The sequence below is a fragment of the Klebsiella sp. 141198 genome (assembly GCF_050600785.1).
GTDB classification, from domain to species: domain Bacteria; phylum Pseudomonadota; class Gammaproteobacteria; order Enterobacterales; family Enterobacteriaceae; genus Klebsiella; species Klebsiella aerogenes.
This window is the reverse complement of sequence record NZ_JAQIRM010000003.1, coordinates 65,877-90,518: the sequence shown is the minus strand read 5'-3', so window position 1 is coordinate 90,518 and position 24,642 is coordinate 65,877. Positions and strand designations below refer to the sequence as shown.

Below are 24,642 nucleotides of genomic sequence, written 5' to 3'. Positions count from 1 at the left end.
TCCTTATTATGCGACTGATGGGATGGTTTTCAGCAGCTTATTAATTTCCTGCAAGCCTGCCATATTGTTCTCTTTACGGTAGACATCGTTCATCGACGCCATTTGCTCAAGTTTGGTTAACGCACCGTAGACTTGAAACGCCTCGCTATCCTTATCAAAGACATCCCGTTTATCCACATCCTGTAAATAGTTGCTTTTAAGCGACTGGCTTAACTTGCTGATGAGTAGACTGTTATCCTTAAAACAGTTAACGACCGTTGATGATTCCGGCGCGGGCGCGGAATTATTAATAACCGGCACCTGTAGGGTATTCAACGTGTCTACTGTTTCTGGCGACGAATGGCTGCTGCATCCGGCCAGGCCCAACATACCGGCAATGATAACTACTTTTAAAGTACGCATGGCGTCACTGAACCTCGTCAAAATTGATGAGGGCGACTTTAGCGATTTCACGGGGTTCAAAACCAGCGGAGTGTTGTTTATAAATAAACAGCCAACAGGAAGGACAAAAACAAAAAAAGACGCTTTTCAGCGTCTTTTTTCTGGAATATTGGTACCGAGGATGGGACTCGAACCCACAAGCCCGTTAGGGCACTACCACCTCAAGGTAGCGTGTCTACCAATTCCACCACCTCGGTACAGAATACTTAGTGCGGGATATCGCTGGCCGGCTGAGCCGGTGCAGTTGGCTGAGTCTGCTCAGATTTCGGCGCACTCAGGTTATCCCACTCGCTTCCTTTATTGGTCTTGTTGCTGTTGATATTACCCAGCGCTAGACTGATGATGAAGAACAGCGCGGCCAGAATGCCGGTCATACGGGTCATGAAGTTACCAGAACCGCTAGAACCAAACAACGTGCCAGAAGCGCCTGCTCCGAAGGAGGCTCCCATGTCAGCGCCTTTACCTTGCTGCAGCATGATCAGGCCAACAAGGGCAATCGCTACAATAAGGAAAATTACTAAAAGAGCTTCGTACATAATCAACCTGTTCCTTGCGGATTCGCCGCATACCAAGTGCTTCACCAATAAAGCGGGACGTTTTAATATTTCCCACTGAAGCGGGTGTGAATACTAACCAAAGCGAATAACCTTCGCAAGGGCAATTTTGGCGTATTGTATCAACTGCGGAAAAAAACAGCAAAAAGCGTTTTTATATGCTTAAAAAGGCAGCAAGAGCCGCCTTTTTAATCACTTAGCTGCGATAGTTATACGCTTTTGACCGCATCGGCGATACGGTGGGCAAATTCCTTCACCTGCGCTTCATGCTCGCCTTCAACCATCACGCGGATCAGCGGTTCAGTACCGGATTTACGCAGCAGCACGCGTCCACGGTTCCCCAGCGCAGCCTCTACTTCGGCAGTGACCGCTTTTACGCTTTCATGCTCCAGCGGATTGCCGCTGCCTTCGGTAAAGCGTACGTTGACCAGAATCTGCGGGAACATTTTCATTCCGCTGCACAGATCGTGCAAGCTCATATGATTGCGCACCATCGCCGCCACCACCTGCAGGCTGGCGACAATGCCATCGCCGGTGGTGGTTTTGTCCAGCAGGATCACGTGGCCGGAGTTTTCCGCACCGATACGCCAGCCTTTTTCCTGCAGTTTTTCCAGCACGTAACGGTCACCCACTTTCGCGCGGGTAAACGGAATGCCAAGCTGCTTAAGCGCCAGCTCAAGACCCATGTTGCTCATCAGCGTGCCGACTGCGCCACCGCGCAGCTGGCCCTGACGTAGGCCTTCACGGGCGATAATATAGAGGATCTGATCGCCATCGACTTTATTACCTTCATGGTCAACCATGATGACGCGATCGCCATCGCCGTCATAGGCAATACCCAGATCGGCTTTTTCCGCCAGTACGCGAGCCTGCAGCGCGCGTACATCGGTTGCGCCAACCTCTTCGTTAATGTTCAGCCCATCAGGTTCACAGCCCATCGCGATAACCTGCGCGCCCAATTCGCGGAATACATTCGGCGCAATGTGGTAAGTCGCGCCGTGGGCGCAATCCACCACCACCTTCAGCGAGCCGAGGCTCAGCTCATTCGGGAAGGTGCCTTTGCAAAACTCAATATAGCGGCCGGCGGCATCGACGATACGGCTGGCTTTCCCAAGCTCAGCGGAATCAACGCAGGTCAGCTCTTTTTCCATTTCTGCTTCAATCGCTTCTTCGACGTCATCCGGAAGCTTAGTGCCTTCGATGGAAAAGAATTTAATACCGTTGTCGTAGAAAGGGTTATGAGAGGCAGAGATGACGATTCCCGCTTCAGCGCGGAAGGCGCGGGTCAGATAGGCGATAGCCGGCGTCGGCATAGGGCCGGTAAACGAGGCGGACAAACCCGCAGCCGCCAGGCCAGCTTCCAGCGCGGATTCCAGCATATAGCCAGAAATTCGCGTGTCTTTGCCGATAATGATTTTACGTGAACCATGGCGTGCCAGCACTTTGCCTGCCGCCCAACCCAGCTTCAGCACGAACTCAGGTGTAATAGGTGCGTCGCCAACGCGGCCACGAATACCATCGGTGCCAAAATATTTGCGGTTACTCATAACGTTTATTTTCCTTAGCGGCCAGGGTGGCTTCCACCACGCGCAGCGCTTCTACCGTTTCTTTGACATCATGGACGCGAATTATCTGCGCGCCCTGCATTGCAGCAATGACTGCGCAGGACAAGCTGCCGCTCAGCCGTTCCGACGGCCCTACGTTCAACAGCTGACCCACCATCGACTTACGCGACATCCCCACCAGCAGCGGGAGCCCAAAATGATGGAACTCCCCTAGTCGGGCAAGCAGTTCATAGTTATGGGAAAGATTTTTACCGAATCCGAATCCCGGGTCGAGCAACAATTTTTCTTTTGCGATCCCCGCCTGTTCGCAGCGCACAATGTGTTCAGCAAAAAAACGGTCAACATCGGCAAAAACATCTTCGTACTTCGGCGCTTCCTGCATCGTTTTCGGCTGCCCCTGCATATGCATCAGGCACACCGGTAGCCCGGTTTGCGCGGCGGCCTGCAGGGCGCCAGGCTCGGTTAATGAACGGATATCGTTAATGATATGTGCGCCAGCGCGCGCGGATTCGCGGATGACCTCGGCTTTCGAGGTATCAACCGAGATCCAGACTTCAAAACGCTGTGCAATTGCCTCAACCACCGGGATCACCCGCGCCAGCTCTTCCTCGACGCTGACATCCGCCGCGCCAGGCCGGGTTGATTCACCGCCGATATCAATAATAGTCGCCCCGGCGTTAATCATCAGGTTGGCATGCTTAACCGCTTCAATCAGTGAATTGTGGCTGCCGCCATCGGAGAAGGAATCCGGCGTAACGTTAAGGATCCCCATCACATGCGGATGGGAGAGATCGAGCGTTGACCCCTGGGCGTGTAATTGCATGTTTTCTTTCCGCTATGGTTTATACAGTTGTAGTACGGACAGGGCTCGGCCCGCACCATCTTAGAGATTCTGGCGGTGACATCATTCAATTCCTCAAGAGGATAATGAAGCACCGGCGTTTAAATATTCAAAAAATGAATATTATCAGACAGACGGCTCATCCGCGCGTGTTGCAGCCGCCGCCATCCCGAAAACATTTTACGCGATGGACGATAGCACGCCATCGCCATAGTTATGTTCTGAAAGAGGATCCCGCGCAGCCGGTAAAGACGGGCGTATAAAAACAAAAGGGCCGCAGCGGATTAGGCTGCGGCCCTTATTAGTCAGAGTGCTTTAGCAAAGCGTGGAGACTTATTTGTCGCCCAGCTGCTCCGACATGGTATTGCCCGGGTTCGGCGTACGCGGTTCATCAACCGGACGCGGCGCCGTCGGGGTGCCATTGTTGCCAGAGTTGTTAGAAGAACCAGGTTCTTCCCAACCCGCCGGCGGACGAACATCGCGACGAGCCATCAGGTCGTCAATCTGCGGCGCATCGATGGTCTCATATTTCATGAGCGCATCTTTCATCGCGTGCAGAATATCCATGTTGTCGTTCAGCAGCTGGCGAGCACGACCGTAGTTACGCTCAATCAGCGATTTCACTTCCTGGTCGATGATGCGCGCGGTTTCATCAGACATATGCTTCGCTTTCGCGACGCTACGGCCGAGGAACACTTCGCCCTCTTCTTCGGCATACAGCAGCGGGCCGAGTTTGTCAGAGAAGCCCCACTGGGTGACCATGTTACGCGCCAGGTTAGTCGCAACTTTAATATCGTTGGACGCGCCGGTAGAAACATGTTCCGCACCGTAGATAATCTCTTCAGCCAGACGCCCGCCGTACAGAGTGGAGATCTGACTTTCCAGTTTCTGACGGCTGGCGCTGATAGCATCGCCTTCCGGCAGGAAGAAGGTCACACCCAGCGCACGGCCGCGCGGGATAATCGTCACTTTGTGTACCGGATCGTGCTCTGGTACCAGACGGCCGATAATCGCGTGGCCCGCTTCGTGGTATGCGGTCGATTCTTTCTGCGCTTCCGTCATCACCATGGAGCGACGTTCCGCACCCATCATGATTTTGTCTTTCGCTTTTTCGAACTCAACCATCGAGACGACGCGTTTGTTGCCACGGGCAGCAAACAGGGCTGCTTCGTTCACCAGGTTCGCGAGGTCAGCACCGGAGAAACCAGGAGTACCACGGGCAATAATTGCCGCGTCGATATCCGGCGCCAGCGGTACGCGACGCATGTGAACTTTAAGGATCTGCTCACGACCACGAACATCCGGCAGACCAACGACAACCTGACGGTCGAAACGGCCAGGACGCAGCAGTGCCGGGTCCAGAACGTCCGGACGGTTAGTCGCGGCGATAACGATGATACCTTCGTTACCTTCGAAGCCGTCCATCTCAACCAGCATCTGGTTCAGGGTCTGTTCACGCTCATCGTGACCACCGCCAAGACCGGCGCCACGCTGGCGACCGACGGCGTCGATTTCATCGATGAAGATGATGCAAGGCGCTGCTTTCTTAGCTTGTTCGAACATGTCGCGTACGCGAGACGCGCCGACACCCACAAACATTTCTACGAAGTCAGAACCGGAAATAGTAAAGAACGGCACTTTGGCTTCGCCGGCGATAGCTTTCGCCAGCAGCGTTTTACCGGTACCCGGAGGGCCGACCATCAGGACGCCTTTCGGGATTTTACCGCCCAGCTTCTGGAAACGGCTCGGTTCGCGCAGATATTCAACCAGCTCGCCCACTTCCTCTTTCGCTTCGTCGCAACCGGCAACGTCAGCAAAGGTGGTTTTGATCTGGTCTTCGGTCAGCATTCGGGCCTTGCTCTTGCCGAAGGACATCGCGCCCTTTCCGCCGCCGCCCTGCATCTGACGCATAAAGAATATCCAGACGCCGATCAGTAGCAGCATCGGGAACCAGGAAATGAAGATGGAAGCCAGCAGGCTCGGTTCTTCCGGCGGTTCGCCAACAACTTTGACGTTTTTAGTCAACAGGTTGTCGAGCAGCTTCGGATCGTTAACCGGAATGTAAGTCGTGTAACGGTTACTATCTTTCTTGGTAACGTTGATCTCACGTCCGTTGATACGCGCTTCGCGAACCTGGTCCTGATTGACCTCTTGCAGGAAGGTAGAATAATCCACCTTGCGGCCATTCGACTCGCTGGGCCCAAAGCTCTGGAATACTGACATCAGCACAACGGCAATGACCAGCCAGAGTATTAGGTTTTTCGCCATGTCACTCAAGGGATTAACCTCTTATTACAACTGTGTTAAAAACAGCGTCAGGATACTCTATATCCAGCGTCTTTCAAACTTTCGTTTGAAATCTACCGGTTATGGTTTACGCCCGGTCGCTACAATATACACTTCACGCGAACGAGCGCGGGAAGAGTCCGGCTTACGAACTTTGACCTTCGTAAACAGGGAGCGAATTTCTCTAAGATACTCATCGAAGCCTTCGCCCTGGAACACCTTCACAACAAAACTACCACCTGGCGCTAATACATCACGAGACATTTCAAGCGCCAGTTCTACCAGATACATAGCCCGGGGAATATCCACCGCCGGTGTTCCGCACATATTCGGCGCCATATCGGACATGACAACTTGTACTTTACTGTCGCCTACTCGCTCAAGTAACGCTTTCAGGACTAATTCATCACGAAAATCGCCCTGAAGGAAGTCCACACCGACGATTGGATCCATTGGTAAAAGATCGCAAGCGATGATGCGGCCGCTGTTTCCGATCTGCGTAACCGCGTATTGCGACCAGCCACCGGGAGCAGCGCCGAGATCGACTATCGTCATCCCCGGCTTAAAAATCTTGTCACTTTGCTGTATTTCATCAAGTTTAAACCAGGCACGGGAACGTAACCCCTTTTTCTGTGCCTGTTGAACATATTTATCGCTAAAGTGTTCCTGAAGCCAGCGGCTTGAGCTGGCAGAACGCTTTTTACCTGTCATTTAACATTCCCATTCGGGTTCATCGTACTTTACTGCGTAAAAATCGACGCGGTAGTTTGGCGATATATGGGAGATGGCGGTAGAATGACCCGTTTTCAATCCCAACGTAAGCAAAAAAATACGATGAATCTGAGTACTAAACAAAAACAGCACCTGAAAGGTCTGGCACATCCGCTCAAGCCGGTAGTTATGCTTGGCAATAATGGTTTGACCGAAGGGGTACTGGCCGAGATCGAACAAGCGTTAGGGCACCATGAGCTCATCAAGGTGAAGATCGCCTCAGAAGATCGCGAAACTAAAGCCTTGATCGTGGAAGCCATCGTGCGTGAAACCGGCGCCTGTAACGTACAGGTCATCGGTAAAACGCTGGTTCTGTACCGCCCAACGCCAGAGCGTAAAATCTCGCTGCCACGCTAAGAATATCCTGAATCCCGACACAACATTGTGTAAAACGAGGGATTTCTGTGGCCAGGCGAGCAAAATGCCATGCTCCTGACGTTGATAAAAGGCCGCTATGCGGCCTTTTTCCTTTCTTTACAATCTATAAACATCGTAGCGGGAAATACGCCTTACAGGTATTCAACCTTGGTAATTTCGTATTCCACTTCACCACCCGGGGTACGGATAGTGACGACGTCATCCTGCTCTTTGCCGATCAGGCCGCGGGCGATCGGTGAATTCACAGAGATCAGATTCTGTTTAAAATCCGCTTCGTCATCGCCCACGATGCGGTAAGTCTGCTCTTCGTCGTTATCCAGGTTCAGCACGCTGACCGTAGAGCCGAAAATCACGCGGCCATTATTCGGCATCTTAGTGATATCGATAACCTGCGCATTCGACAGTTTTGCTTCGATATCCTTGATACGACCTTCGCAGAAGCCCTGCTGTTCGCGGGCGGCGTGGTATTCCGCGTTCTCTTTCAGATCGCCGTGCTCACGCGCCTCGGCGATAGCAGCAATAATCTCTGGACGACGTACGGACTTCAGGAAATCCAGTTCTTCGCGCAGTTTTTCTGCGCCACGTAAGGTCATCGGAATAGCTTGCATTTGTTATACCTCTTTATCATTCCTTCATGGAACGGACGGAGTCGTTCCGCCATCGGTCACGTCTTAGCCATGGCCGAAGCAAAAAGAAAACCGACCCGGGAAACACTCCCCAGGTCAGCAGCAATTTTCAATTTGATACGCATTTTACCCTGAAGTTCACTATGGGTCATCGTTTACTTTACAGGGCGATGCACCGTAGTATGACGGCTTGGTTTCAGGTTGTTAGCGCGAGATTATGCGATTTCCCAGATTTATCATCGGATTGACTGCCGGTATAGCGCTTAGCGCTCAGGCCGCGAATATTGACGAGTACATCAGCCAGCTTCCTGCCGGCGCGAACCTTGCCTTCATGGCGCAAAAGGTTGGCTCCCCGACGCCGGAGATAGACTTTCACAGCCAGCAGATGGCGCTGCCTGCCAGTACCCAGAAGGTGATCACCGCGCTGGCCGCGTTGTTGCAGCTGGGGCCGGACTTCCGCTTCACTACGACGCTGGAAACCAAAGGTTCCCTTGACGGCGGCGTGCTGAAAGGCGACCTGATTGCCCGCTTCGGCGGCGATCCGACGCTAAAGCGTCAGGATATCCGCAACATGGTGGCGTCGCTGAAAAAAGCCGGCGTGCAGCGCATTGAAGGCAATGTGCTTATCGATACCTCGGTTTTCGCCAGCCACGATAAAGCCCCCGGCTGGCCATGGAATGACATGACGCAGTGCTTCAGCGCCCCGCCAGCGGCAGCGATCGTTGATCGTAACTGTTTCTCTGTCTCGCTCTATAGCGCACAGAAACCCGGCGATTTGGCCTTTATCCGCGTGGCCTCTTACTATCCGGTCACCATGTTCAGCCAGGTGCGGACGCTGGCGCGCGGCTCCGCAGAAGCGCAGTACTGCGAGCTGGACGTCGTACCAGGCGATCTCAACCGCTACACCCTCACTGGCTGCCTGCCGCAGCGCAGCGAACCGCTACCGCTGGCGTTCGCCATTCAGGACGGCGCAGGCTATGCAGGTGCGATCCTGAAAGCTGAGCTCATCGATGCGGGTATTACCTACAGCGGCACTCTCTTGCGCCAGACCCTGGCCAACGATCCGGGCACCGTGCTGGCGACGACCCAATCGGCGCCGTTGCACGATCTTCTGCGCATCATGCTGAAGAAATCCGATAACATGATTGCTGATACGGTGTTTCGTACTATCGGCCACGCGCGGATGGGCGTGCCGGGAACCTGGCGCGCAGGTTCCGACGCGGTGCGGCAAATCCTGCGCCAGCAGGCGGGTATTGACCTCGGTAACACGATTATCGCCGATGGCTCAGGCCTGTCCCGACACAACCTTATCGCACCGGCGACGATGATGCAGGTATTGCAGTACATCGCTCAGCACGATAACGAGCTCAACTTTATCTCGATGTTGCCGCTTGCCGGACACGATGGTTCACTGCAGTATCGCGCCGGTCTTCATCAGGCGGGCGTAGACGGTAAGGTTTCGGCGAAGACCGGTTCTCTGCAGGGGGTATATAACCTGGCAGGTTTCATCACCACCGCCAGCGGGCAAAAGATGGCTTTCGTGCAGTACCTCTCCGGCTACGCGGTGCCGCCGGGTGACCAGCGCAACCGCCGCATACCATTGGTGCGCTTCGAAAGTCGACTGTATAAAGATTTGTACCAGAACAACTAAAAACAAAAGGGCCGCATTGGATGATGCGGCCCTTTTTACTCAGGATTAACGTTTGTAGATGAATTCGACGCCTTCTTCGTCGTCTTCGTCCCAGTCGTCATCCCAGTCTTCGTCATCTTCTTCCAGTTCGGCTTCTTCAAGCTGCTGACGGTGATAGTCGTCCCACATGAACTCGACTTTCTCCGGCTTCTGCTCTTCTTCCGCCTGCACGATTGGGTTTTCGATGATAAAGGTCATCACGTCCCAGCACAGGTCTTTAACGCCCTGCTGGCTGGCCGCGGAGATCAGATAGAATTTATCTTCCCAACCCAGCGCTTCGGCGATGGCCTTCGCTTTGGCTTCAGCCTCCGCTTTGTCCATCAGGTCAATCTTGTTGAAGACCAACCAGCGCGGTTTAGAGGCCAGCTTCTCGCTGTATTTCTCCAGTTCGCCGATGATAATGCGCGCATTCTCAACCGGATCGGAACCGTCGATAGGCTCGATGTCGATAAGGTGCAGCAGCACGCGGCAGCGTTCGAGGTGCTTAAGGAAGCGAATACCAAGGCCAGCGCCTTCCGCCGCGCCCTCAATCAGCCCCGGAATATCGGCGACCACAAAGCTCTTCTCGTTGTCCATACGCACCACGCCCAGGCTCGGCACCAGGGTGGTAAATGGATAATCGGCTACTTTCGGCTTCGCCGCGGAGACCGCGCGAATGAAGGTGGATTTACCGGCATTCGGCATCCCCAGCATCCCCACGTCAGCCAGCAGCATCAGTTCGAGCTGCAGATCGCGCTTATCGCCCGGCGTACCCATGGTTTTCTGACGCGGGGTACGGTTAACGGATGATTTGAAGCGCGTGTTGCCCAGACCGTGCCAGCCGCCTTTTGCGACCATTAAACGCTGACCGTGCTTGGTCATATCGCCCATGGTCTCGCCGGTCCCCTGGTCGATGACGCGGGTCCCTACAGGCACTTTCACCGTAACATCTTTACCGCGTTTACCGGTGCAGTCGCGGCTCTGACCGTTCTGTCCGCGTTCTGCGCGGAAAGATTTTTCGAATCGATAGTCGATCAGGGTGTTGAGGTTCTCGTCCGCTTCCAGCCAAACGTCGCCGCCGTCACCGCCATCACCGCCGTCCGGGCCGCCTCGCGGAATATATTTTTCGCGGCGGAAGCTAACGCAACCATTGCCGCCGTCACCTGCTACGACCAGGATCGTTGCTTCATCTACAAACTTCATTTTACTCTCCGTAAATCATTCGCCTGAGCGGGGCAGCGGTACAACCGCTTCTCGCTTGCGCCAACGTCCCCAAAGACGATGGCCAATGGCGGAATACATCGCGCCCGCAACCACGACAAACGCACCGAGATAACCAATCAGGTTTAACATCGGTCTGGCGAAAACATCGGGCCAGGCCATTGATAATAAATCAGAAAACAGTAGCGTAAACAGTGGCGTTAAGGTAATTAACGCGCTGACCTGCGCCGCCTGCCAGCGCGCCATGGCTTCCGCCAGCGCCCCGTAGCCGACCAGGGTATTCAGCCCGCAAAAAATCAGGCAAGCCAGTTGCCAGTCGCTCAGTTGGGAGATAACCCCCGGTTTAGCGAGCGGCAGTAAAGCAATCGTACATAAAGTGTACAGCAAAAATAGTATCTGCTGTGATGCCAGGCGCCGCAATAACACCTTTTGCGCGACTCCGTAGCTTACCCACACCGTTGCCGCTGCGACACCAAAAATTACCCCCCACGTGTAGTCCGTGAGACGGGTAAAGATTTCAATCAGGCTGGTGTTGAAGAACATCACCAGCCCGCTGAGCAACATCAGCGCTCCCACAACCTGGGTACCACGCATGCGCTCTTTCAGAATCACAACGCTTGCCACCATCATACCGACCGGCGATAGCTGGCCGATGACCTGGGAGGCCGTTGGACTGAGATATTGCAGGGAAGAGCTGAACAGAATGAAGTTACCGAACAAACCGCCGGTAGCAATCGCTAATAAAACCAACCAGCGCGGCTTGCGAAAAATTCGCAGCGGCGGCAGCTTGCCTTTGATGGCGAGGATCGCGCCAAGACCAATACTGGCCATCAAAAAGCGATAAAAGACCACCGTTGGCGGCTCCATCACTTCGAGAACCTGCTTCATTGCAATTGGCAGTGCTCCCCAACACATCGCGGTGGTTAGCGCCAAAAGAATGCCAATGCCGGCCTGCTGCTTCATGATGCCCGTTTTCCCTGCAGAAATTTTTTCCGGGATTCTAATGTAAAAAGCCCCGCAACGTGTTGCGGGGCTTTCATCCGTCACCAGGACGCGAAAAACTTATTCAGCAACGATGCTGATGAATTTACGGTTTTTCGGGCCTTTAACTTCGAACTTGACTTTACCGTCAGTCAAAGCGAACAGAGTGTGGTCACGGCCGCAACCAACGTTGGTGCCAGCGTGGAATTTAGTACCACGTTGACGAACGATGATGCTACCTGCCAGAACTGCTTCACCGCCGAAACGTTTTACGCCCAGACGTTTAGCTTCTGAATCGCGACCGTTACGAGTCGAGCCGCCAGCCTTTTTATGTGCCATTTAAATCTACTCCCTCAAGTCTTAGGCGCTGATGCCAGTGATTTTCACATCAGTGAACCACTGACGGTGGCCTGCTTGCTTACGATAGTGTTTACGACGACGAAACTTAACGATTTTAACTTTCTCGCCACGACCGTGAGCAACAACTTCAGCTTTGATCACGCCGCCCTCAACGAAAGGAACGCCGATCTTGATTTCTTCACCGTTTGCGATCATCAGAACTTCAGCGAACTCAACAGCTTCGCCAGTTGCGATGTCCAGCTTTTCCAGGCGAACGGTCTGACCTTCGCTTACTCGGTGTTGTTTACCACCACTTTGGAAAACCGCGTACATATAAAACTCCGCTTCCGCGCACCTCTTCGTGTGATTCAGAGTGCGCTATAAATATTCACAATAGGGCGCGAATATTACGCAAAACGCGACCCTTTGACAAGAGCGATCATCGATCAACGCAGAAAAAAAACACAACTTTCACGCTAACGTTTATCTGCGCTGATTTTTCAGTACAATCATATCTTCTTTTAATTCTATCTTAATCCTTCTGTGATCCCACCTGGATTCGCGGTAACAGGACATTTGGCCCGGCTTTTGCGATGAATTTAGAAAAAATCAATGAGTTAACCGCGCAGGATATGGCGGGTGTCAATGCGGCAATCCTTGAGCAGCTCAACTCAGATGTTCAGCTTATCAATCAGTTAGGCTACTACATCGTCAGCGGAGGCGGTAAACGTATTCGTCCGATGATCGCCGTGCTTGCAGCTCGCGCGGTCGGCTATCAGGGGAATGCGCACGTCAACATTGCCGCACTGATCGAATTTATTCATACCGCGACCCTACTGCATGACGACGTCGTCGACGAGTCCGATATGCGCCGCGGCAAGGCGACGGCCAATGCCGCATTCGGCAATGCCGCCAGCGTACTGGTGGGCGACTTTATCTACACCCGCGCCTTCCAGATGATGACCCGTCTCGGTTCGCTGAAGGTGCTGGAAGTGATGTCGGAAGCCGTAAACGTCATCGCCGAAGGCGAAGTCCTGCAGTTGATGAACGTCAACGACCCGGATATCACGGAAGAGAACTATATGCGGGTCATCTACAGTAAGACCGCCCGTCTGTTCGAAGCCGCTTCGCAGTGTTCCGGCATCCTGGCTGGTTGCAGCGCGGAAGAAGAGCAGGCGCTGCAGGATTATGGCCGTTACCTCGGCACCGCGTTCCAGCTGATTGACGATCTGCTGGATTACAGTTCCGATGGCGAACGCCTTGGCAAAAACGTCGGTGATGACCTGAACGAAGGCAAACCAACGCTGCCTCTGCTGCACGCGATGCATCACGGTACCCCGGATCAGGCGGCGATGATTCGCGGCGCTATCGAGCAGGGGAACGGGCGCCATTTGCTTGACGCGGTACTTGAAACCATGGCGGCCTGCGGTTCGCTGGAGTGGACGCAGAAACGTGCGGAAGAAGAAGCCGATAAAGCTATCGCCGCGCTGCAGGTTCTGCCGGATACGCCGTGGCGCGAGGCGCTCATCGGCCTTGCCCATATCGCCGTTCAGCGCGACCACTAATCCCCCCCCCTTTCTCCCGCGCGCATTGCGCGGGAGAGTTCCAATAAAATCCAATATCCTTCAAATGACGCCAGAAACCTTAATATATTCTGAATATACAGGAACAATAAGGGAACTTGTTAAAACCATATAAGAACCAGGGTATAGTATTCCAGCCGTCCGTATTGACGCGCAGACAGTTATCACCGGGAGAATTTATGGATAAGTTCATCGACTGGCATTCAGCGGATATTATTGCCGGCCTTCGCAAAAAGGGGACGTCGCTCGCAGCTGAGTCGCGACGTCACGGTTTAAGCTCTTCTACGCTTGCCAACGCGCTAACCCGTCCGTGGCCAAAGGGCGAATTGATTATTGCTAACGCGCTGGGAACCGAGCCGTGGGTTATCTGGCCATCGCGTTATCACGATCCCATTACCCATCAGTTCATCGACAGAACGCAGATGATGCGTCAGAAGAGAAATAAGACCTAATGTGAGGGAGAGCTCGATAACAGCCCCCGGACGGACGTCAGAGGGCTGCTACCGAAGCGGGATTACTCGCCTTTGACGCGTTCGATATTCGCGCCCAGAGCCTGCAGTTTATCTTCGATGCGCTCATAGCCGCGATCGATGTGATAGATACGGTCGACGATGGTCGTCCCTTCCGCAATACAACCCGCCAGCACCAGGCTTGCAGATGCACGCAGGTCGGTCGCCATGACCTGTGCGCCAGACAGCTTCGCGACACCATGGCAAATCGCGGTATTGCTTTCAATTTCCGCGTGCGCGCCCATACGGATCAGTTCCGGAATGTGCATGAAGCGGTTTTCGAAGATGGTTTCGGTGATAACGCCAGTCCCTTCAGCCACCAGGTTCAACAAAGTGAACTGAGCCTGCATGTCGGTTGGGAAACCCGGGTGCGGCGCGGTACGCACGTTGACCGCTTTCGGACGGTTACCGTGCATATCGAGGCTAATCCAGTCTTCACCGACTTCAATATCCGCGCCAGCTTCACGCAGCTTCGCCAGTACCGCATCCAGGGTATCCGGCTGCGCATGGCGGCACATAATTTTACCGCCGGAGATCGCCGCGGCAACCAGGAAGGTACCGGTTTCGATACGGTCCGGCAGTACGCGATAAACGCCGCCACCCAGACGCGCGACGCCTTCGATGGTGATACGGTCGCTGCCCTGGCCTTTGATTTTCGCACCCAGCGCGTTAAGGAAGTTGGCGGTATCGACGATTTCCGGCTCGCGCGCGGCGTTTTCGATAACGGTGGTGCCTTCAGCCAGCGTCGCCGCGCTCATGATAGTCACGGTCGCGCCTACGCTCACCTTATCCATCACGATGTGCGCGCCTTTCAGACGCCCGTTGACTGACGCCTTCACATAACCTTCTTCCAGTTTGATTTCCGCGCCCAGCTGTTCCAGGCCGGTAATGTGCAGGTCGACCGGACGCGCGCCGATAGCGCAGCCGCCCGGCAGAGAAACCTGGCCCTGGCCGAAACGCGCCACCAGCGGCCCCAGCGCCCAAATGGAAGCACGCATGGTTTTCACTAAATCGTACGGAGCACAGAAAACATTTACCGGACCGGCATCGATCCATACGGAACCATTGCGCTCGACCTTCGCGCCCAACTGACTCAGCAGCTTCATGGTGGTATCGATATCTTTCAGCTTCGGTACGTTCTGGATTTCAATCGGCTCTTCGGCTAACAGCGCGGCAAAGAGGATTGGCAGGGCAGCGTTTTTAGCGCCGGAAATGGTGACCTCGCCCTGCAGGCGAGTCGGCCCCTGAACACGGAATTTATCCATTGATTCTGTTCTCGGTTAAAAATTCATCAATGCTGTAGGGAACATCCCTACAGCTTAAAAGCCATTAAGTTTGCGATCGCGCGCCCATTCTTGCGGGGTAAACGCTTTGATCGACAGCGCATGAATGCGATTGTCGGCAATATATTCCATCAGCGGCGCGTAGATAGCCTGCTGTTTTTTTACCCGGCTCATGCCGTCGAACATCTCACCCACAGCAATAACCTGAAAGTGGCTGCCATCGCCAGAGACGTGGACTTCCTGAAGGGAGAGTGCGTTCATCAGCACGGTCTGAATTTCATGATTTTCCATGGGATCAAATTTTTCTGAGAGTGAAAACAGCCCAACATCTTAGAGGAAAGTGGCGCTGTCTTAAACAAGCAAAAAGCCCCATCGAACAGATTGATGGGGCTTTCAGAATAGCTTCAGCATTAACTCACTGAAAAAATTACGGGATCATGTCCGCCGGAAGGTTGTAAAGACTGACCAGCGTTTGCAGGTTTTCGCTTTTCCCCACCACTTGCGCCGTTTTGCCCTGCCGACGTACCAGCGCGACAAAATGAACCAGTAACGCCACCCCGGCGCTATCGACCCGTGAAACGTCGCTGAGGTCGATAGTGGATACGCCGTCGGTCGCCTGCGCGCGTGCATTCCATAGCGGCAGTATAAATTCCTGATCCAGTTCGCCGCGCAACGCCAGGCGTTCACCGTCGCGGTTCCAGCTCAGTTGTTCACTCATTATTTTTTCTGATCCAGAGTGATCGGCTGGGCTGAAATAGCTTTCAGCTGCGCGGTCAGACCATCAACGCCTTTCGTACGCAGCAGGTCGCTCCACTCGTTTTGTTTGGTGGTGATCATGCTGACGCCTTCGGCGATCATGTCATAAGCCTGCCAGTTGCCGGTTTGGGTATTCTTACGCCACTGGAAGTCCAGACGTACCGGAGGACGGCCGTTCGGATCGAGGATAGTGACGCGAATCGGAACGATGGTTGCGCTGCCCAGCGGCTGCTCAGGCGCAATTTGGTATGTCTGGCCGTGATACATCGCCAGCGCCTGACCGTAAGCCTGTTTCAGATACTCGCGGAAGGCGGCGAAGTAGGCTTCACGCTGTGCAGGCGTAGCCTCTTTGTAGTAACGGCCCAGCACCAGCGCGCCGGCGTATTTCACCTGCACGTAAGGCAGCAGTTCCTGATCGACGATATCACGCAGATAGTTCGGGTTCGCTTTGATCTTCGGCTGTTCGTTCTTCAGACGATCGAAGGTCTTCTGCGCCGCCTCGTCCATCAGCTTATACGGGTTAGTTTGATCCGCGGCATGCGCGGCGGTCAGTGGAGCAATCACCAGCATGGCGACCATGAGTAAGCGTTTAAACATATCTTGTCTCTCCTGAAATTAATGCGTCATGCCGGCCTGCGGCGTAGCGTCAGTATGACCCTCAGCCGCCGCCTTATCATTGTCAGAATTCTGATTATCGCCGCCCTTGCTGTTATAGAGGAACTGGCCTATCAGATCTTCCAACACCATGGCGGACTTGGTGTCCTGAATCGTACCGCCGTCTTTAAGAATAGCGGTGCCCAGTTCCGGGTCTTCGAAACCGACGTTCAGCGCCAGGTACTGCTCCCCGAGCAAACCAGAAGTACGAATCGCCAGCGAACTGGTATCCGGAATGTGGTTGTAGCTTTCGTCGATATCGATGGCAACGCGCGGCAGATAGGTTTTTGGATCGAGGGTGATATCCGCGACGCGACCAACCACCACGCCGCCAATACGCACCGGTGAACGCGCTTTCAGGCCGCCGATGTTATCGAAGGTCGCATAAAGACGATAAGTCGGTTCGGTACGTAACGAGGTCACGTTTGCCGCCTTCAGACAGACAAACAGCGCCGCCAGCAGCGCTGCCAGTAAGAACACACCTACCCAGATCTCATTTTTTTTCGTTTGCATGAACTTAATTCCCAAACATCAGCGCAGTCAGCACAAAATCCAGCCCCAGAACCGCCAGCGACGAATGCACCACGGTGCGCGTCGTTGCCCGGCTAATCCCAGCGGAAGTGGGGATAGCGTCATAACCATTGAATAACGCAATCCAGGTTACCGTAACGGCAAAAACCAGACTTTTAATCAGGCAGTTAACCAGATCCATTCGCCAGTCGACGGCGTTTTGCATCGCGGTCCAGAAGAACCCCGCGTCGATGCCTTTCCAGCTGACGCCAACCAGCGAACCGCCCCAAACGCCCACGGCGACGAAAATGATCGTCAACAGCGGTAGCGAGATGACTCCGGCCCAGAAGCGCGGCGAAATCACCCGGCGCAGCGGATCTACCGCCATCATTTCCATGCTGGAGAGCTGCTCGGTCGCCCGCATCAGGCCAATCTCGGCGGTTAACGCCGAACCGGCTCGTCCGGCGAACAGCAGCGCGGCCACCACCGGCCCCAGCTCGCGCAGCAGCGACAGCGCCACCAGCATACCCAGACTGGTCTCTGCGCTATAGGTCGTTAATACCAGATAGCCCTGCAGCCCCAGTACCATACCGATGAACAGCCCCGAGACGATAATAATCAGCATCGATAGCACGCCGACGTTATACAGCTGGCGTACCAGCAGCGGCGCATGCTTGCGAAATTCCGGTTTGCCCACCACGGCATTAAATAGCATTAATCCGGCGCGCCCGAAGGTCGCGGTGGTTTTGATGCCGCGGTGTCCGAGCGCTGCCAGCGCATTAAATAGCATGAGTCGTTTAACTCCCTTTGCCTAATAAATCATGGTGGTAATCGCCCGCAGGATAGCGGAACGGCACCGGGCCGTCAGCGATGCCATCAATGAACTGGCGCACGCGCGGATCGCTATTTTCACGCAGCGATTGCGCGCTGCCGTGGGCAACGATTTTCTTATCCGCCACAATGTAGGCGTAATCCGCAATGCTCAGCACTTCCGGCACGTCGTGCGATACCACAATGCAGGTCACTCCCAGGGTACTATTTAGCTCTGAGATAAGTTTAACCAATACGCCCATGGTGATGGGATCCTGTCCGACGAAGGGTTCGTCAAACATGATCAGATCCGGCTCAAGGGCAATCGCCCGCGCCAGCGCCGCGCGCCGCGCCATCCCGCCGGAGAGCTCCGAAGGCATCAGTTTCGCCGCGCCGCGTAACCCAACCGCTTCCAGCTTCATCATGACGGTGGTATGCAGCAGCGCATCCGGCAACTGCGTATGTTCGCGCAGCGGGTAAGCTACGTTATCAAACACGTTCATATCGGTGAATAGCGCGCCGGACTGAAACAGCATGCTCATGCGTTTACGCACGGTATACAGCCGCGAGCGCGTCATTTGCGGCACGTTTTCGCCGTCAAACAGGATCTCGCCGCTGTCCGGCGGGATCTGGCCGCCTATCAAACGCAGCAGGGTCGTCTTGCCGATCCCCGATGGCCCCATAATGGCGGTAATCTTGCCGCGAGGCACCGATAGCGAGATATCATCGAAGATGACGCGGTCGCCCCGAGAGAAACGAATACCGCGAACCTCGACTAAATTCGCCAGAGTTTGGCTCATAAAATCATCCTTACTAAACCTTCGAGCTAAGCATGGCGCTTTCTTTCACCACAAACCCAACATTTTTACAGAATCTTACCTGCCCGGGTTAGCGAAAGCTGGCATTTGTTTTACTTTTGCCACACATAAAGTCAAAATTAAGAATTCGTTACGCTGTGTACGGACGGCCAGCGAGGCGACGATTATACCTGAAGAAAGGACTTTAGATGCTCTTAGCAACGGCTCTGTTAATAATTGGTTTACTGCTGGTAGTTTACAGCGCCGATCGTCTGGTATACGCCGCTTCAATACTGTGTCGCATGATGGGGATCCCGCCGCTCATCATCGGCATGACTGTCGTGAGCATCGGTACCAGCCTGCCGGAGATCATCGTCTCCACCGCAGCCTCCCTTCACGGGCAAACCGATCTGGCGATCGGTACGGCGTTGGGATCCAATATTACGAATATTCTATTAATTCTCGGTCTTGCCGCCCTGCTCCATCCATTTACCGTGCATTCTGATATCCTGCGCCGCGAATTGCCGTTAATGTTGCTGGTTAGTTTACTGGCGGGATTTGTGCTCTACGATGGCCAGCTGTCGCGTCTGGATGGTCTGTTTTTACTGGCGCTGGCCATACTATGGCTGGTGTTCACTCTAAAAATAGCGCGCCTGGCGGAACGTCAGGGCAGCGATAGCCTGACGCGGGAACAGCTGGCGGAGCTGCCGCGCGGCGGTTCGCTGCCCGTCGCCCTGCTATGGCTCGGGGTGGCGATGATCGTCATGCCGATGGCCACCCGCATGGTGGTGGATAACGCCACGGTGCTGGCGAACTATTTCGCCATTAGCGAACTGACGGTCGGCTTAACGGTTATTGCTATCGGCACCAGCCTGCCGGAACTGGCCACCGCCATCGCCGGCGCACGAAAAGGGGAAGACGATATCGCCATCGGGAATATCATTGGCGCCAATATTCTTAACCTCGTGCTGGTGCTCGGGCTGCCGGCGTTAATCGCCCCTGGCGCCTTCCCTGCCGAAGCTTTTACGCGCGACTACAGCGTGATGCTGCTGGTGAGCGCGATCTTCGCGCTGCTGTGCTGGCGGCGTAAACGGCAGCCGGGTCGCGTAGCGGGCGCCTTGCTGGTCGGCGGCTTTATGGTTTGGTTGGCGCTGCTGTTTTGTTCAGCGCCGTACTTCGTTGAATGAATTGGGATAACATCATGTCGCAAATAGATTTGCCAACGGATTTTGACTTTCAACAGGCAGGACGTCAGGTTCTGGAAATTGAACGTGAAGGTCTGGCCCAGCTCGATCAGTATATTAATGAAGATTTCACCCGCGCCTGTGAGACGATTTTCCGCTGCGGCGGTAAGGTCGTCGTGATGGGTATGGGCAAATCCGGTCATATCGGGCGCAAAATGGCGGCGACCTTCGCCAGTACCGGTACCTCGGCTTTTTTTGTCCACCCCGGTGAAGCCGCGCACGGCGATCTGGGGATGGTGACGCCGCAGGATGTGGTCATCGCGTTATCTAACTCCGGTGAATCCAATGAAATCCTGGCGTTGATTCCGGTGCTTAAACGCCAGCAGGTGCCGCTTATCTGCGTCACCAGTCGTCCGGATAGCAGCATGGCGCGCGCCGCCGATATTCATCTGTGCGTGAAAGTGCCGAAAGAAGCCTGTCCGCTAGGTCTGGCGCCGACCTCCAGCACCACCGCCGCGCTGGTGATGGGCGACGCCCTCGCCGTGGCGCTGCTCGAAGCGCGCGGTTTTACCGCCGAAGATTTCGCCCTGTCGCACCCCGGCGGCGCACTCGGTCGTAAGCTGCTGCTGCGGGTCAATGATATTATGCATACCGGCGACGAGATCCCCCACGTCGGCCTGCAGGCTACCCTGCGCGACGCGCTGCTGGAAATCACCCGCAAAAATCTGGGCATGACGGCCATCTGCGATGACGAGATGAATATCATCGGCATCTTCACCGACGGCGATCTGCGTCGCGTCTTCGATACCGGCGTCGATATGCGCAACGCCAGCATCGCTGAAGTCATGACTCCAGGCGGGATCCGCATTCGTCCGGGCATGCTGGCGGTAGATGCGCTCAACCTGATGCAGTCCCGCCATATCACCTGCGTGCTGGTTGCCGATGGCGACCGACTGCTAGGTGTGGTACATATGCACGATCTGCTGCGCGCTGGCGTAGTGTAAGTAAGGATAAAATAATGAATAATGCTGATGCCCAGGTCGACACCTGCTACGGGCCGGTAAGCCAGGAATTTATCGACCGGGCGGCGAAGATCCGTTTACTGATCCTCGACGTCGACGGCGTGCTTTCCGACGGCCTTATCTATATGGGCAACAACGGCGAAGAGCTGAAAGCGTTTAACGTCCGCGATGGCTACGGGATCCGCTGTGCGCTGACTTCCGGTATTGAAGTCGCGATTATTACCGGGCGAAAAGCTAAACTGGTAGAAGACCGCTGCCAGACGCTGGGCATTACGCATCTGTATCAAGGTCAGTCCGATAAGCTGTTGGCGTTTCGTGAATTATTAAGCAAACTGGCGGTTCGCCCGGATGAAGTGGCTTATATTGGCGACGATCTGATCGACTGGCCGGTAATGGCGGAAGTCGGTTTAAGCGTCGCCGTCGCCGATGCGCATCCGCTGCTGCTGCCACGGGCGAATTACGTCACGCGAATTAACGGCGGACGCGGCGCGGTACGCGAAGTCTGCGATTTGTTACTATTGGCGCAGGGCAAGCTTGATGAGGCCAAAGGGCAATCAATATGAGTAAAACCAGACGTTGGGTTATCATCTTACTATCGCTGGTCGCGTTGATCCTGATCGGCCTGAACCTGGCGAGTACGGACGACACCGCGACCGTCGCGGTCAATCCTAACGATCCGACGTATAAAAGCGAGCATACCGATACCGTGGTGTACAGCCCGGAAGGCGCGCTGAGCTATCGTCTGATAGCCGAGCATGTCGAATACTTTTCCGAACAAGAAGTATCGTGGTTCACCAACCCGGTGATGACCACCTTTGATACCAATAAGGTTCCGACCTGGTCAATCAGAGCGGATAAAGCCAAGTTAACCAACGACCGTATGCTGTATCTTTACGGCCACGTTGAGGTCGACGCGTTGAGTCCCGACTCTCAACTGCGCAAAATTACCACCGATAACGCGCAGGTAAACCTGGTGACCCAGGATGTAACCTCTGACGATATGGTGACGTTATACGGAACAACATTTAATTCCAGCGGCCTGAAAATGCGCGGGAACCTACGCAGCAAAAATGCCGAGCTGATTGAAAAGGTTAGAACCTCTTATGAAATTCAGAACAAACAAACTCAGCCTTAACATTGCGCTCGCAAGCGCGCTTCTGGCCGCCAGCCTGCCGGCTCTGGCAAAAACCGGCGATACCGATCAGCCGATTCACATCGAATCCGATCAGCAGTCGCTGGATATGCAGGGCAACGTCGTGACCTTCACCGGCAACGTGGTCGTCACCCAGGGGACCATTAAGATCAATGCCGACAAAGTCGTGGTTACCCGCCCTGGCGGTGAAAAAGGCAAAGAAGTGATCGACGGTTTCGGCAATCCGGCCACCTTCTATCAGATGCAGGACAACGGTAAGCCGGTGAAAGGCCGCGCGTCGAAAATGCATTATGAACTGCAGAACGATTTCGTGGTGCTGACCGGCAACGCGCATCTGGAACAGCTGGATAGCAATATTCAGGGCGACAAAATCACCTATCTGGTGAAAGAGCAGAAAATGCAGGCCTTCAGCAACAAAGGCGGTCGCGTGACTACGGTGCTGGTGCCTTCGCAGTTGCAGGACAAAAGCGGCGATCAGCAGAAGAAAGGTAAGTAATCCGTTATGGCAACATTAACTGCAAAAAACCTCGCCAAAGCCTACAAAGGCCGCCGCGTGGTGGAAGACGTCAGCCTGACCGTCAACTCCGGTGAGATAGTCGGCCTGCTGGGCCCGAACGGCGCCGGTAAGACCACCACCTTTTATATGGTAGTGGGCATCGTGCCGCGCGATGCCGGCAACATTATCATTGACGATGAAGATATCAGCCTGCTGCCGCTACATGCCCGCGCGCGCCGCGGCATCGGTTACCTGCCGCAGGAAGCCTCTATTTTCCGCCGCCTGAGCGTCTACGATAACCTGATGGCGGTGCTACAAATCCGCGACGATCTCAGCAGCGAGCAGCGTGAAGATCGCGCTAAAGAGCTGATGGAAGAGTTCCACATCGAACACCTGCGCGATAGCCTGGGTCAGGCGCTCTCCGGCGGTGAACGCCGCCGCGTCGAAATCGCCCGCGCGCTGGCGGCGAACCCGAAATTCATCCTGCTGGATGAACCGTTCGCCGGGGTTGACCCTATCTCCGTTATCGATATTAAACGCATCATCGAACACCTGCGCGACAGCGGGCTGGGCGTACTCATTACTGACCATAACGTCAGGGAGACGCTGGCGGTTTGTGAACGAGCTTATATCGTAAGCCAGGGCCACCTCATCGCCCACGGCACCCCGCAGCAAATCCTTGAAGACGAGCAGGTAAAACGCGTGTACCTTGGGGAAGACTTCAGACTCTGATAGGGTAGAGGTTATAGACGTTTTAGCCGGAGATATTGACCCTGAACATGAAGCAAGGTTTGCAATTAAGGCTAAGCCAACAGCTTGCCATGACGCCCCAACTGCAGCAGGCTATCCGCTTGTTGCAGCTGTCCACGTTAGAACTCCAGCAAGAACTCCAGCAGGCGCTGGAGAGTAACCCGTTGCTTGAGCAAACCGATCTTCACGAAGAGGTTGAGACCACAGAAGCCGAGGACCGCGAATCTCTGGATACCGTCGACGCGCTCGAACAAAAAGAGATGCCGGATGAGCTTCCGCTGGACGCCAGCTGGGATGAAATCTACACCGCCGGCACGCCGTCGGGTAATGGCGTCGACTACCAGGACGATGAACTGCCGATCTATCAGGGCGAGACCACCCAAAGCCTGCAGGATTATCTGATGTGGCAGGTCGAGCTCACGCCATTCACCGATACCGACCGCGCAATTGCCACCTCCATCGTCGATGCCGTTGACGATACCGGCTACCTCACTATTCCCATTCAGGACATTGTCGACAGTATCGAAGATGATGAAATTGGTCTTGAGGAAGTTGAAGCGGTACTCAAGCGCGTACAGCGCTTCGATCCGGTCGGCGTCGCCGCCAGGGATCTCCGTGACTGCCTGCTGATCCAGCTTTCACAATTTGCCAAAGAGACACCATGGCTGGAAGAAGCCCGGTTGATCATCAGCGAGCATCTTGATCTCCTGGCCAACCATGATTTCCGCAGCCTGATGCGCGTCACCCGCTTGAAAGAAGACGTTCTGAAAGAGGCGGTTTGCCTGATCCAGTCGCTGGATCCGCGCCCGGGGCAGTCCATTCAAACCAGCGAGCCGGAATACGTGATCCCGGATGTGCTGGTGCGTAAAGTCAGCGGCCGCTGGGTCGTCGAGCTCAATTCCGACAGCATTCCGCGGCTGAAAATCAATCAGCAATACGCGGCGATGGGCAATAATGCGCGCAACGACGCCGACAGCCAGTTTATCCGCAGCAACCTGCAGGAAGCTCGCTGGCTGATTAAAAGCCTTGAGAGCCGTAACGATACCCTGCTGCGCGTGAGCCGCTGCATCGTCGAGCAACAGCAGGCCTTCTTTGAGCAGGGCGAAGAATTTATGAAACCGATGGTGCTGGCGGACATCGCCCAGGCCGTCGAGATGCATGAATCAACAATTTCACGCGTTACCACGCAAAAATATCTGCACAGTCCACGCGGTATTTTTGAGTTGAAGTATTTCTTTTCCAGCCACGTCAATACCGAAGGCGGCGGCGAAGCCTCGTCTACCGCCATTCGCGCGCTGGTGAAGAAGTTAATCGCCGCGGAGAACCCCGCGAAGCCGTTGAGCGACAGCAAGCTCACCACCATGCTCTCCGATCAGGGTATTATGGTGGCGCGACGCACTGTTGCTAAGTACCGAGAGTCTTTATCCATTCCGCCGTCAAACCAGCGCAAACAACTGGTCTGA

General features: G+C 54.7%; 29 protein-coding genes and 1 tRNA gene. 11 read left to right on the top strand and 19 right to left on the bottom strand.

The window, feature by feature from the left end:
* Nucleotides 1-6: 6 nt before the first annotated feature.
* From PGR10_RS10345 to rlmE, 7 genes are all read right to left on the bottom strand, one after another.
* The gene (locus tag PGR10_RS10345; protein WP_113373136.1) at nucleotides 7-402 is read right to left on the bottom strand and encodes a hypothetical protein; all 396 of its coding nucleotides are present in this window, start codon (nucleotides 400-402) and stop codon (nucleotides 7-9) included.
* 149 nt (nucleotides 403-551) lie between these two features.
* Nucleotides 552-638, bottom strand: a tRNA-Leu gene (locus PGR10_RS10340).
* A 9-nt stretch (nucleotides 639-647) separates the two neighbouring features.
* Entirely contained in the window at nucleotides 648-977 is a 330-nt protein-coding gene (gene secG / locus PGR10_RS10335) for a preprotein translocase subunit SecG (RefSeq protein ID WP_015369517.1), read from the bottom strand.
* Nucleotides 978-1,204: 227 nt separating this feature from the next.
* Nucleotides 1,205-2,542, bottom strand: a complete 1,338-nt coding sequence (gene glmM / locus PGR10_RS10330; protein ID WP_032712585.1) for a phosphoglucosamine mutase — start codon at nucleotides 2,540-2,542, stop codon at nucleotides 1,205-1,207.
* The gene (gene folP, locus PGR10_RS10325; RefSeq protein ID WP_063414636.1) at nucleotides 2,535-3,383 is read right to left on the bottom strand and encodes a dihydropteroate synthase; all 849 of its coding nucleotides are present in this window, start codon (nucleotides 3,381-3,383) and stop codon (nucleotides 2,535-2,537) included. Before folP ends, glmM begins: the two co-directional genes overlap by 8 nt.
* 351 nt (nucleotides 3,384-3,734) lie before the next feature.
* Nucleotides 3,735-5,669 (bottom strand): ATP-dependent zinc metalloprotease FtsH, encoded by a 1,935-nt coding sequence (ftsH, locus tag PGR10_RS10320; protein ID WP_015369514.1) that lies wholly within the window; start codon nucleotides 5,667-5,669, stop codon nucleotides 3,735-3,737.
* 99 nt (nucleotides 5,670-5,768) lie between these two features.
* Complete coding sequence (gene rlmE / locus PGR10_RS10315; RefSeq protein WP_008806638.1) at nucleotides 5,769-6,398, bottom strand: 23S rRNA (uridine(2552)-2'-O)-methyltransferase RlmE; 630 nt, start codon at nucleotides 6,396-6,398, stop codon at nucleotides 5,769-5,771.
* A gap of 123 nt (nucleotides 6,399-6,521) precedes the next feature.
* Here rlmE and yhbY point away from each other — a divergent pair, with 123 nt between their 5' ends.
* A complete protein-coding gene (yhbY, locus tag PGR10_RS10310) occupies nucleotides 6,522-6,815 on the top strand; it encodes a ribosome assembly RNA-binding protein YhbY (protein ID WP_002918374.1) in 294 nt (97 codons plus the stop codon).
* Between the two features lie 152 nt (nucleotides 6,816-6,967).
* Here yhbY and greA read toward each other — a convergent pair whose 3' ends face one another.
* The gene (gene greA / locus PGR10_RS10305) at nucleotides 6,968-7,444 is read right to left on the bottom strand and encodes a transcription elongation factor GreA (RefSeq protein WP_045394952.1); all 477 of its coding nucleotides are present in this window, start codon (nucleotides 7,442-7,444) and stop codon (nucleotides 6,968-6,970) included.
* 235 nt (nucleotides 7,445-7,679) lie between these two features.
* Here greA and dacB point away from each other — a divergent pair, with 235 nt between their 5' ends.
* Nucleotides 7,680-9,113, top strand: a complete 1,434-nt coding sequence (dacB, locus tag PGR10_RS10300) for a serine-type D-Ala-D-Ala carboxypeptidase (RefSeq protein WP_430923436.1) — start codon at nucleotides 7,680-7,682, stop codon at nucleotides 9,111-9,113.
* Nucleotides 9,114-9,158: 45 nt separating this feature from the next.
* On the opposite strand, the gene cgtA is transcribed toward dacB, so the two are convergent.
* The 4 genes from cgtA to rplU form a co-directional block, all read right to left on the bottom strand.
* Nucleotides 9,159-10,334, bottom strand: coding sequence for an Obg family GTPase CgtA (gene cgtA / locus PGR10_RS10295; RefSeq protein WP_045377966.1), 1,176 nt, complete (start codon nucleotides 10,332-10,334; stop codon nucleotides 9,159-9,161).
* 15 nt (nucleotides 10,335-10,349) lie between these two features.
* The gene (locus PGR10_RS10290; protein WP_015369509.1) at nucleotides 10,350-11,315 is read right to left on the bottom strand and encodes a DMT family transporter; all 966 of its coding nucleotides are present in this window, start codon (nucleotides 11,313-11,315) and stop codon (nucleotides 10,350-10,352) included.
* Between the two features lie 99 nt (nucleotides 11,316-11,414).
* On the bottom strand, nucleotides 11,415-11,672 hold the full coding sequence (gene rpmA / locus PGR10_RS10285) for a 50S ribosomal protein L27 (protein WP_002434222.1): 258 nt from the start codon (nucleotides 11,670-11,672) through the stop codon (nucleotides 11,415-11,417).
* Between the two features lie 21 nt (nucleotides 11,673-11,693).
* Nucleotides 11,694-12,005 (bottom strand): 50S ribosomal protein L21, encoded by a 312-nt coding sequence (gene rplU, locus PGR10_RS10280; protein ID WP_015703604.1) that lies wholly within the window; start codon nucleotides 12,003-12,005, stop codon nucleotides 11,694-11,696.
* 260 nt (nucleotides 12,006-12,265) lie between these two features.
* Between rplU and ispB the strand changes: the two genes are divergently transcribed.
* Both ispB and sfsB read left to right on the top strand, forming a co-directional pair.
* The gene (gene ispB / locus PGR10_RS10275; protein ID WP_045394958.1) at nucleotides 12,266-13,237 is read left to right on the top strand and encodes an octaprenyl diphosphate synthase; all 972 of its coding nucleotides are present in this window, start codon (nucleotides 12,266-12,268) and stop codon (nucleotides 13,235-13,237) included.
* Nucleotides 13,238-13,434: 197 nt separating this feature from the next.
* Entirely contained in the window at nucleotides 13,435-13,707 is a 273-nt protein-coding gene (sfsB, locus tag PGR10_RS10270) for a DNA-binding transcriptional regulator SfsB (protein WP_087859930.1), read from the top strand.
* Between the two features lie 62 nt (nucleotides 13,708-13,769).
* Here sfsB and murA read toward each other — a convergent pair whose 3' ends face one another.
* The 7 genes from murA to mlaF all read right to left on the bottom strand — a co-directional run bounded on the left by murA (nucleotide 13,770) and on the right by mlaF (nucleotide 18,577).
* The gene (gene murA / locus PGR10_RS10265) at nucleotides 13,770-15,029 is read right to left on the bottom strand and encodes a UDP-N-acetylglucosamine 1-carboxyvinyltransferase (protein ID WP_045394960.1); all 1,260 of its coding nucleotides are present in this window, start codon (nucleotides 15,027-15,029) and stop codon (nucleotides 13,770-13,772) included.
* Between the two features lie 54 nt (nucleotides 15,030-15,083).
* A complete protein-coding gene (gene ibaG / locus PGR10_RS10260) occupies nucleotides 15,084-15,338 on the bottom strand; it encodes a BolA family iron metabolism protein IbaG (RefSeq protein WP_015369504.1) in 255 nt (84 codons plus the stop codon).
* Nucleotides 15,339-15,474: 136 nt separating this feature from the next.
* Nucleotides 15,475-15,765 carry a lipid asymmetry maintenance protein MlaB gene (gene mlaB / locus PGR10_RS10255; protein ID WP_015369503.1) on the bottom strand — a complete coding sequence of 97 codons (291 nt, stop codon included), beginning with the start codon at nucleotides 15,763-15,765 and terminating at the stop codon, nucleotides 15,475-15,477.
* Entirely contained in the window at nucleotides 15,765-16,400 is a 636-nt protein-coding gene (mlaC, locus tag PGR10_RS10250; protein WP_015369502.1) for a phospholipid-binding protein MlaC, read from the bottom strand. Before mlaC ends, mlaB begins: the two co-directional genes overlap by 1 nt.
* An 18-nt stretch (nucleotides 16,401-16,418) precedes the next feature.
* Nucleotides 16,419-16,970, bottom strand: a complete 552-nt coding sequence (gene mlaD, locus PGR10_RS10245) for an outer membrane lipid asymmetry maintenance protein MlaD (protein ID WP_045378020.1) — start codon at nucleotides 16,968-16,970, stop codon at nucleotides 16,419-16,421.
* Between the two features lie 4 nt (nucleotides 16,971-16,974).
* Nucleotides 16,975-17,757, bottom strand: a complete 783-nt coding sequence (gene mlaE, locus PGR10_RS10240) for a lipid asymmetry maintenance ABC transporter permease subunit MlaE (RefSeq protein WP_015369500.1) — start codon at nucleotides 17,755-17,757, stop codon at nucleotides 16,975-16,977.
* A gap of 7 nt (nucleotides 17,758-17,764) precedes the next feature.
* Nucleotides 17,765-18,577 (bottom strand): phospholipid ABC transporter ATP-binding protein MlaF, encoded by an 813-nt coding sequence (gene mlaF, locus PGR10_RS10235; protein WP_015369499.1) that lies wholly within the window; start codon nucleotides 18,575-18,577, stop codon nucleotides 17,765-17,767.
* Nucleotides 18,578-18,783: 206 nt separating this feature from the next.
* Between mlaF and PGR10_RS10230 the strand changes: the two genes are divergently transcribed.
* Genes PGR10_RS10230 through rpoN form a run of 7 tightly spaced genes read left to right on the top strand, consistent with a single transcriptional unit; the run spans nucleotide 18,784 to nucleotide 24,642 of the window.
* Nucleotides 18,784-19,761, top strand: coding sequence for a calcium/sodium antiporter (locus PGR10_RS10230; protein WP_113373138.1), 978 nt, complete (start codon nucleotides 18,784-18,786; stop codon nucleotides 19,759-19,761).
* 14 nt (nucleotides 19,762-19,775) lie between these two features.
* The gene (gene kdsD / locus PGR10_RS10225) at nucleotides 19,776-20,762 is read left to right on the top strand and encodes an arabinose-5-phosphate isomerase KdsD (RefSeq protein WP_015369497.1); all 987 of its coding nucleotides are present in this window, start codon (nucleotides 19,776-19,778) and stop codon (nucleotides 20,760-20,762) included.
* Between the two features lie 14 nt (nucleotides 20,763-20,776).
* The gene (kdsC, locus tag PGR10_RS10220) at nucleotides 20,777-21,343 is read left to right on the top strand and encodes a 3-deoxy-manno-octulosonate-8-phosphatase KdsC (RefSeq protein ID WP_015369496.1); all 567 of its coding nucleotides are present in this window, start codon (nucleotides 20,777-20,779) and stop codon (nucleotides 21,341-21,343) included.
* On the top strand, nucleotides 21,340-21,915 hold the full coding sequence (gene lptC / locus PGR10_RS10215; protein ID WP_015369495.1) for an LPS export ABC transporter periplasmic protein LptC: 576 nt from the start codon (nucleotides 21,340-21,342) through the stop codon (nucleotides 21,913-21,915). The genes kdsC and lptC overlap by 4 nt, the downstream gene beginning before the upstream one ends.
* On the top strand, nucleotides 21,884-22,429 hold the full coding sequence (gene lptA, locus PGR10_RS10210) for a lipopolysaccharide ABC transporter substrate-binding protein LptA (protein WP_015369494.1): 546 nt from the start codon (nucleotides 21,884-21,886) through the stop codon (nucleotides 22,427-22,429). The genes lptC and lptA overlap by 32 nt, the downstream gene beginning before the upstream one ends.
* 6 nt (nucleotides 22,430-22,435) lie before the next feature.
* On the top strand, nucleotides 22,436-23,161 hold the full coding sequence (gene lptB, locus PGR10_RS10205) for an LPS export ABC transporter ATP-binding protein (protein WP_004206203.1): 726 nt from the start codon (nucleotides 22,436-22,438) through the stop codon (nucleotides 23,159-23,161).
* A 47-nt stretch (nucleotides 23,162-23,208) separates the two neighbouring features.
* Nucleotides 23,209-24,642, top strand: a complete 1,434-nt coding sequence (rpoN, locus tag PGR10_RS10200) for an RNA polymerase factor sigma-54 (RefSeq protein ID WP_045377984.1) — start codon at nucleotides 23,209-23,211, stop codon at nucleotides 24,640-24,642.

Excerpts from the sequence above, each read along its gene's own strand:
- ispB (WP_045394958.1), top strand. The coding sequence starts at position 12,266 with ATGAATTTAGAAAAAATCAATGAGTTAACCGCGCAGGATATGGCGGGT.
- kdsD (WP_015369497.1), top strand. The coding sequence starts at position 19,776 with ATGTCGCAAATAGATTTGCCAACGGATTTTGACTTTCAACAGGCAGGA.
- PGR10_RS10290 (WP_015369509.1), bottom strand. The coding sequence starts at position 11,315 with ATGAAGCAGCAGGCCGGCATTGGCATTCTTTTGGCGCTAACCACCGCG.
- greA (WP_045394952.1), bottom strand. The coding sequence starts at position 7,444 with ATGCAAGCTATTCCGATGACCTTACGTGGCGCAGAAAAACTGCGCGAA.
- mlaF (WP_015369499.1), bottom strand. The coding sequence starts at position 18,577 with ATGAGCCAAACTCTGGCGAATTTAGTCGAGGTTCGCGGTATTCGTTTC.
- lptB (WP_004206203.1), top strand. The coding sequence starts at position 22,436 with ATGGCAACATTAACTGCAAAAAACCTCGCCAAAGCCTACAAAGGCCGC.
- rpmA (WP_002434222.1), bottom strand. The coding sequence starts at position 11,672 with ATGGCACATAAAAAGGCTGGCGGCTCGACTCGTAACGGTCGCGATTCA.
- cgtA (WP_045377966.1), bottom strand. The coding sequence starts at position 10,334 with ATGAAGTTTGTAGATGAAGCAACGATCCTGGTCGTAGCAGGTGACGGC.
- PGR10_RS10230 (WP_113373138.1), top strand. The coding sequence starts at position 18,784 with ATGCTCTTAGCAACGGCTCTGTTAATAATTGGTTTACTGCTGGTAGTT.
- kdsC (WP_015369496.1), top strand. The coding sequence starts at position 20,777 with ATGAATAATGCTGATGCCCAGGTCGACACCTGCTACGGGCCGGTAAGC.
- mlaC (WP_015369502.1), bottom strand. The coding sequence starts at position 16,400 with ATGTTTAAACGCTTACTCATGGTCGCCATGCTGGTGATTGCTCCACTG.
- folP (WP_063414636.1), bottom strand. The coding sequence starts at position 3,383 with ATGCAATTACACGCCCAGGGGTCAACGCTCGATCTCTCCCATCCGCAT.
- mlaB (WP_015369503.1), bottom strand. The coding sequence starts at position 15,765 with ATGAGTGAACAACTGAGCTGGAACCGCGACGGTGAACGCCTGGCGTTG.
- dacB (WP_430923436.1), top strand. The coding sequence starts at position 7,680 with ATGCGATTTCCCAGATTTATCATCGGATTGACTGCCGGTATAGCGCTT.
- secG (WP_015369517.1), bottom strand. The coding sequence starts at position 977 with ATGTACGAAGCTCTTTTAGTAATTTTCCTTATTGTAGCGATTGCCCTT.
- rpoN (WP_045377984.1), top strand. The coding sequence starts at position 23,209 with ATGAAGCAAGGTTTGCAATTAAGGCTAAGCCAACAGCTTGCCATGACG.
- rplU (WP_015703604.1), bottom strand. The coding sequence starts at position 12,005 with ATGTACGCGGTTTTCCAAAGTGGTGGTAAACAACACCGAGTAAGCGAA.
- yhbY (WP_002918374.1), top strand. The coding sequence starts at position 6,522 with ATGAATCTGAGTACTAAACAAAAACAGCACCTGAAAGGTCTGGCACAT.
- sfsB (WP_087859930.1), top strand. The coding sequence starts at position 13,435 with ATGGATAAGTTCATCGACTGGCATTCAGCGGATATTATTGCCGGCCTT.
- mlaD (WP_045378020.1), bottom strand. The coding sequence starts at position 16,970 with ATGCAAACGAAAAAAAATGAGATCTGGGTAGGTGTGTTCTTACTGGCA.
- ftsH (WP_015369514.1), bottom strand. The coding sequence starts at position 5,669 with ATGGCGAAAAACCTAATACTCTGGCTGGTCATTGCCGTTGTGCTGATG.
- rlmE (WP_008806638.1), bottom strand. The coding sequence starts at position 6,398 with ATGACAGGTAAAAAGCGTTCTGCCAGCTCAAGCCGCTGGCTTCAGGAA.
- lptC (WP_015369495.1), top strand. The coding sequence starts at position 21,340 with ATGAGTAAAACCAGACGTTGGGTTATCATCTTACTATCGCTGGTCGCG.
- lptA (WP_015369494.1), top strand. The coding sequence starts at position 21,884 with ATGAAATTCAGAACAAACAAACTCAGCCTTAACATTGCGCTCGCAAGC.
- murA (WP_045394960.1), bottom strand. The coding sequence starts at position 15,029 with ATGGATAAATTCCGTGTTCAGGGGCCGACTCGCCTGCAGGGCGAGGTC.
- PGR10_RS10345 (WP_113373136.1), bottom strand. The coding sequence starts at position 402 with ATGCGTACTTTAAAAGTAGTTATCATTGCCGGTATGTTGGGCCTGGCC.
- glmM (WP_032712585.1), bottom strand. The coding sequence starts at position 2,542 with ATGAGTAACCGCAAATATTTTGGCACCGATGGTATTCGTGGCCGCGTT.
- mlaE (WP_015369500.1), bottom strand. The coding sequence starts at position 17,757 with ATGCTATTTAATGCGCTGGCAGCGCTCGGACACCGCGGCATCAAAACC.
- ibaG (WP_015369504.1), bottom strand. The coding sequence starts at position 15,338 with ATGGAAAATCATGAAATTCAGACCGTGCTGATGAACGCACTCTCCCTT.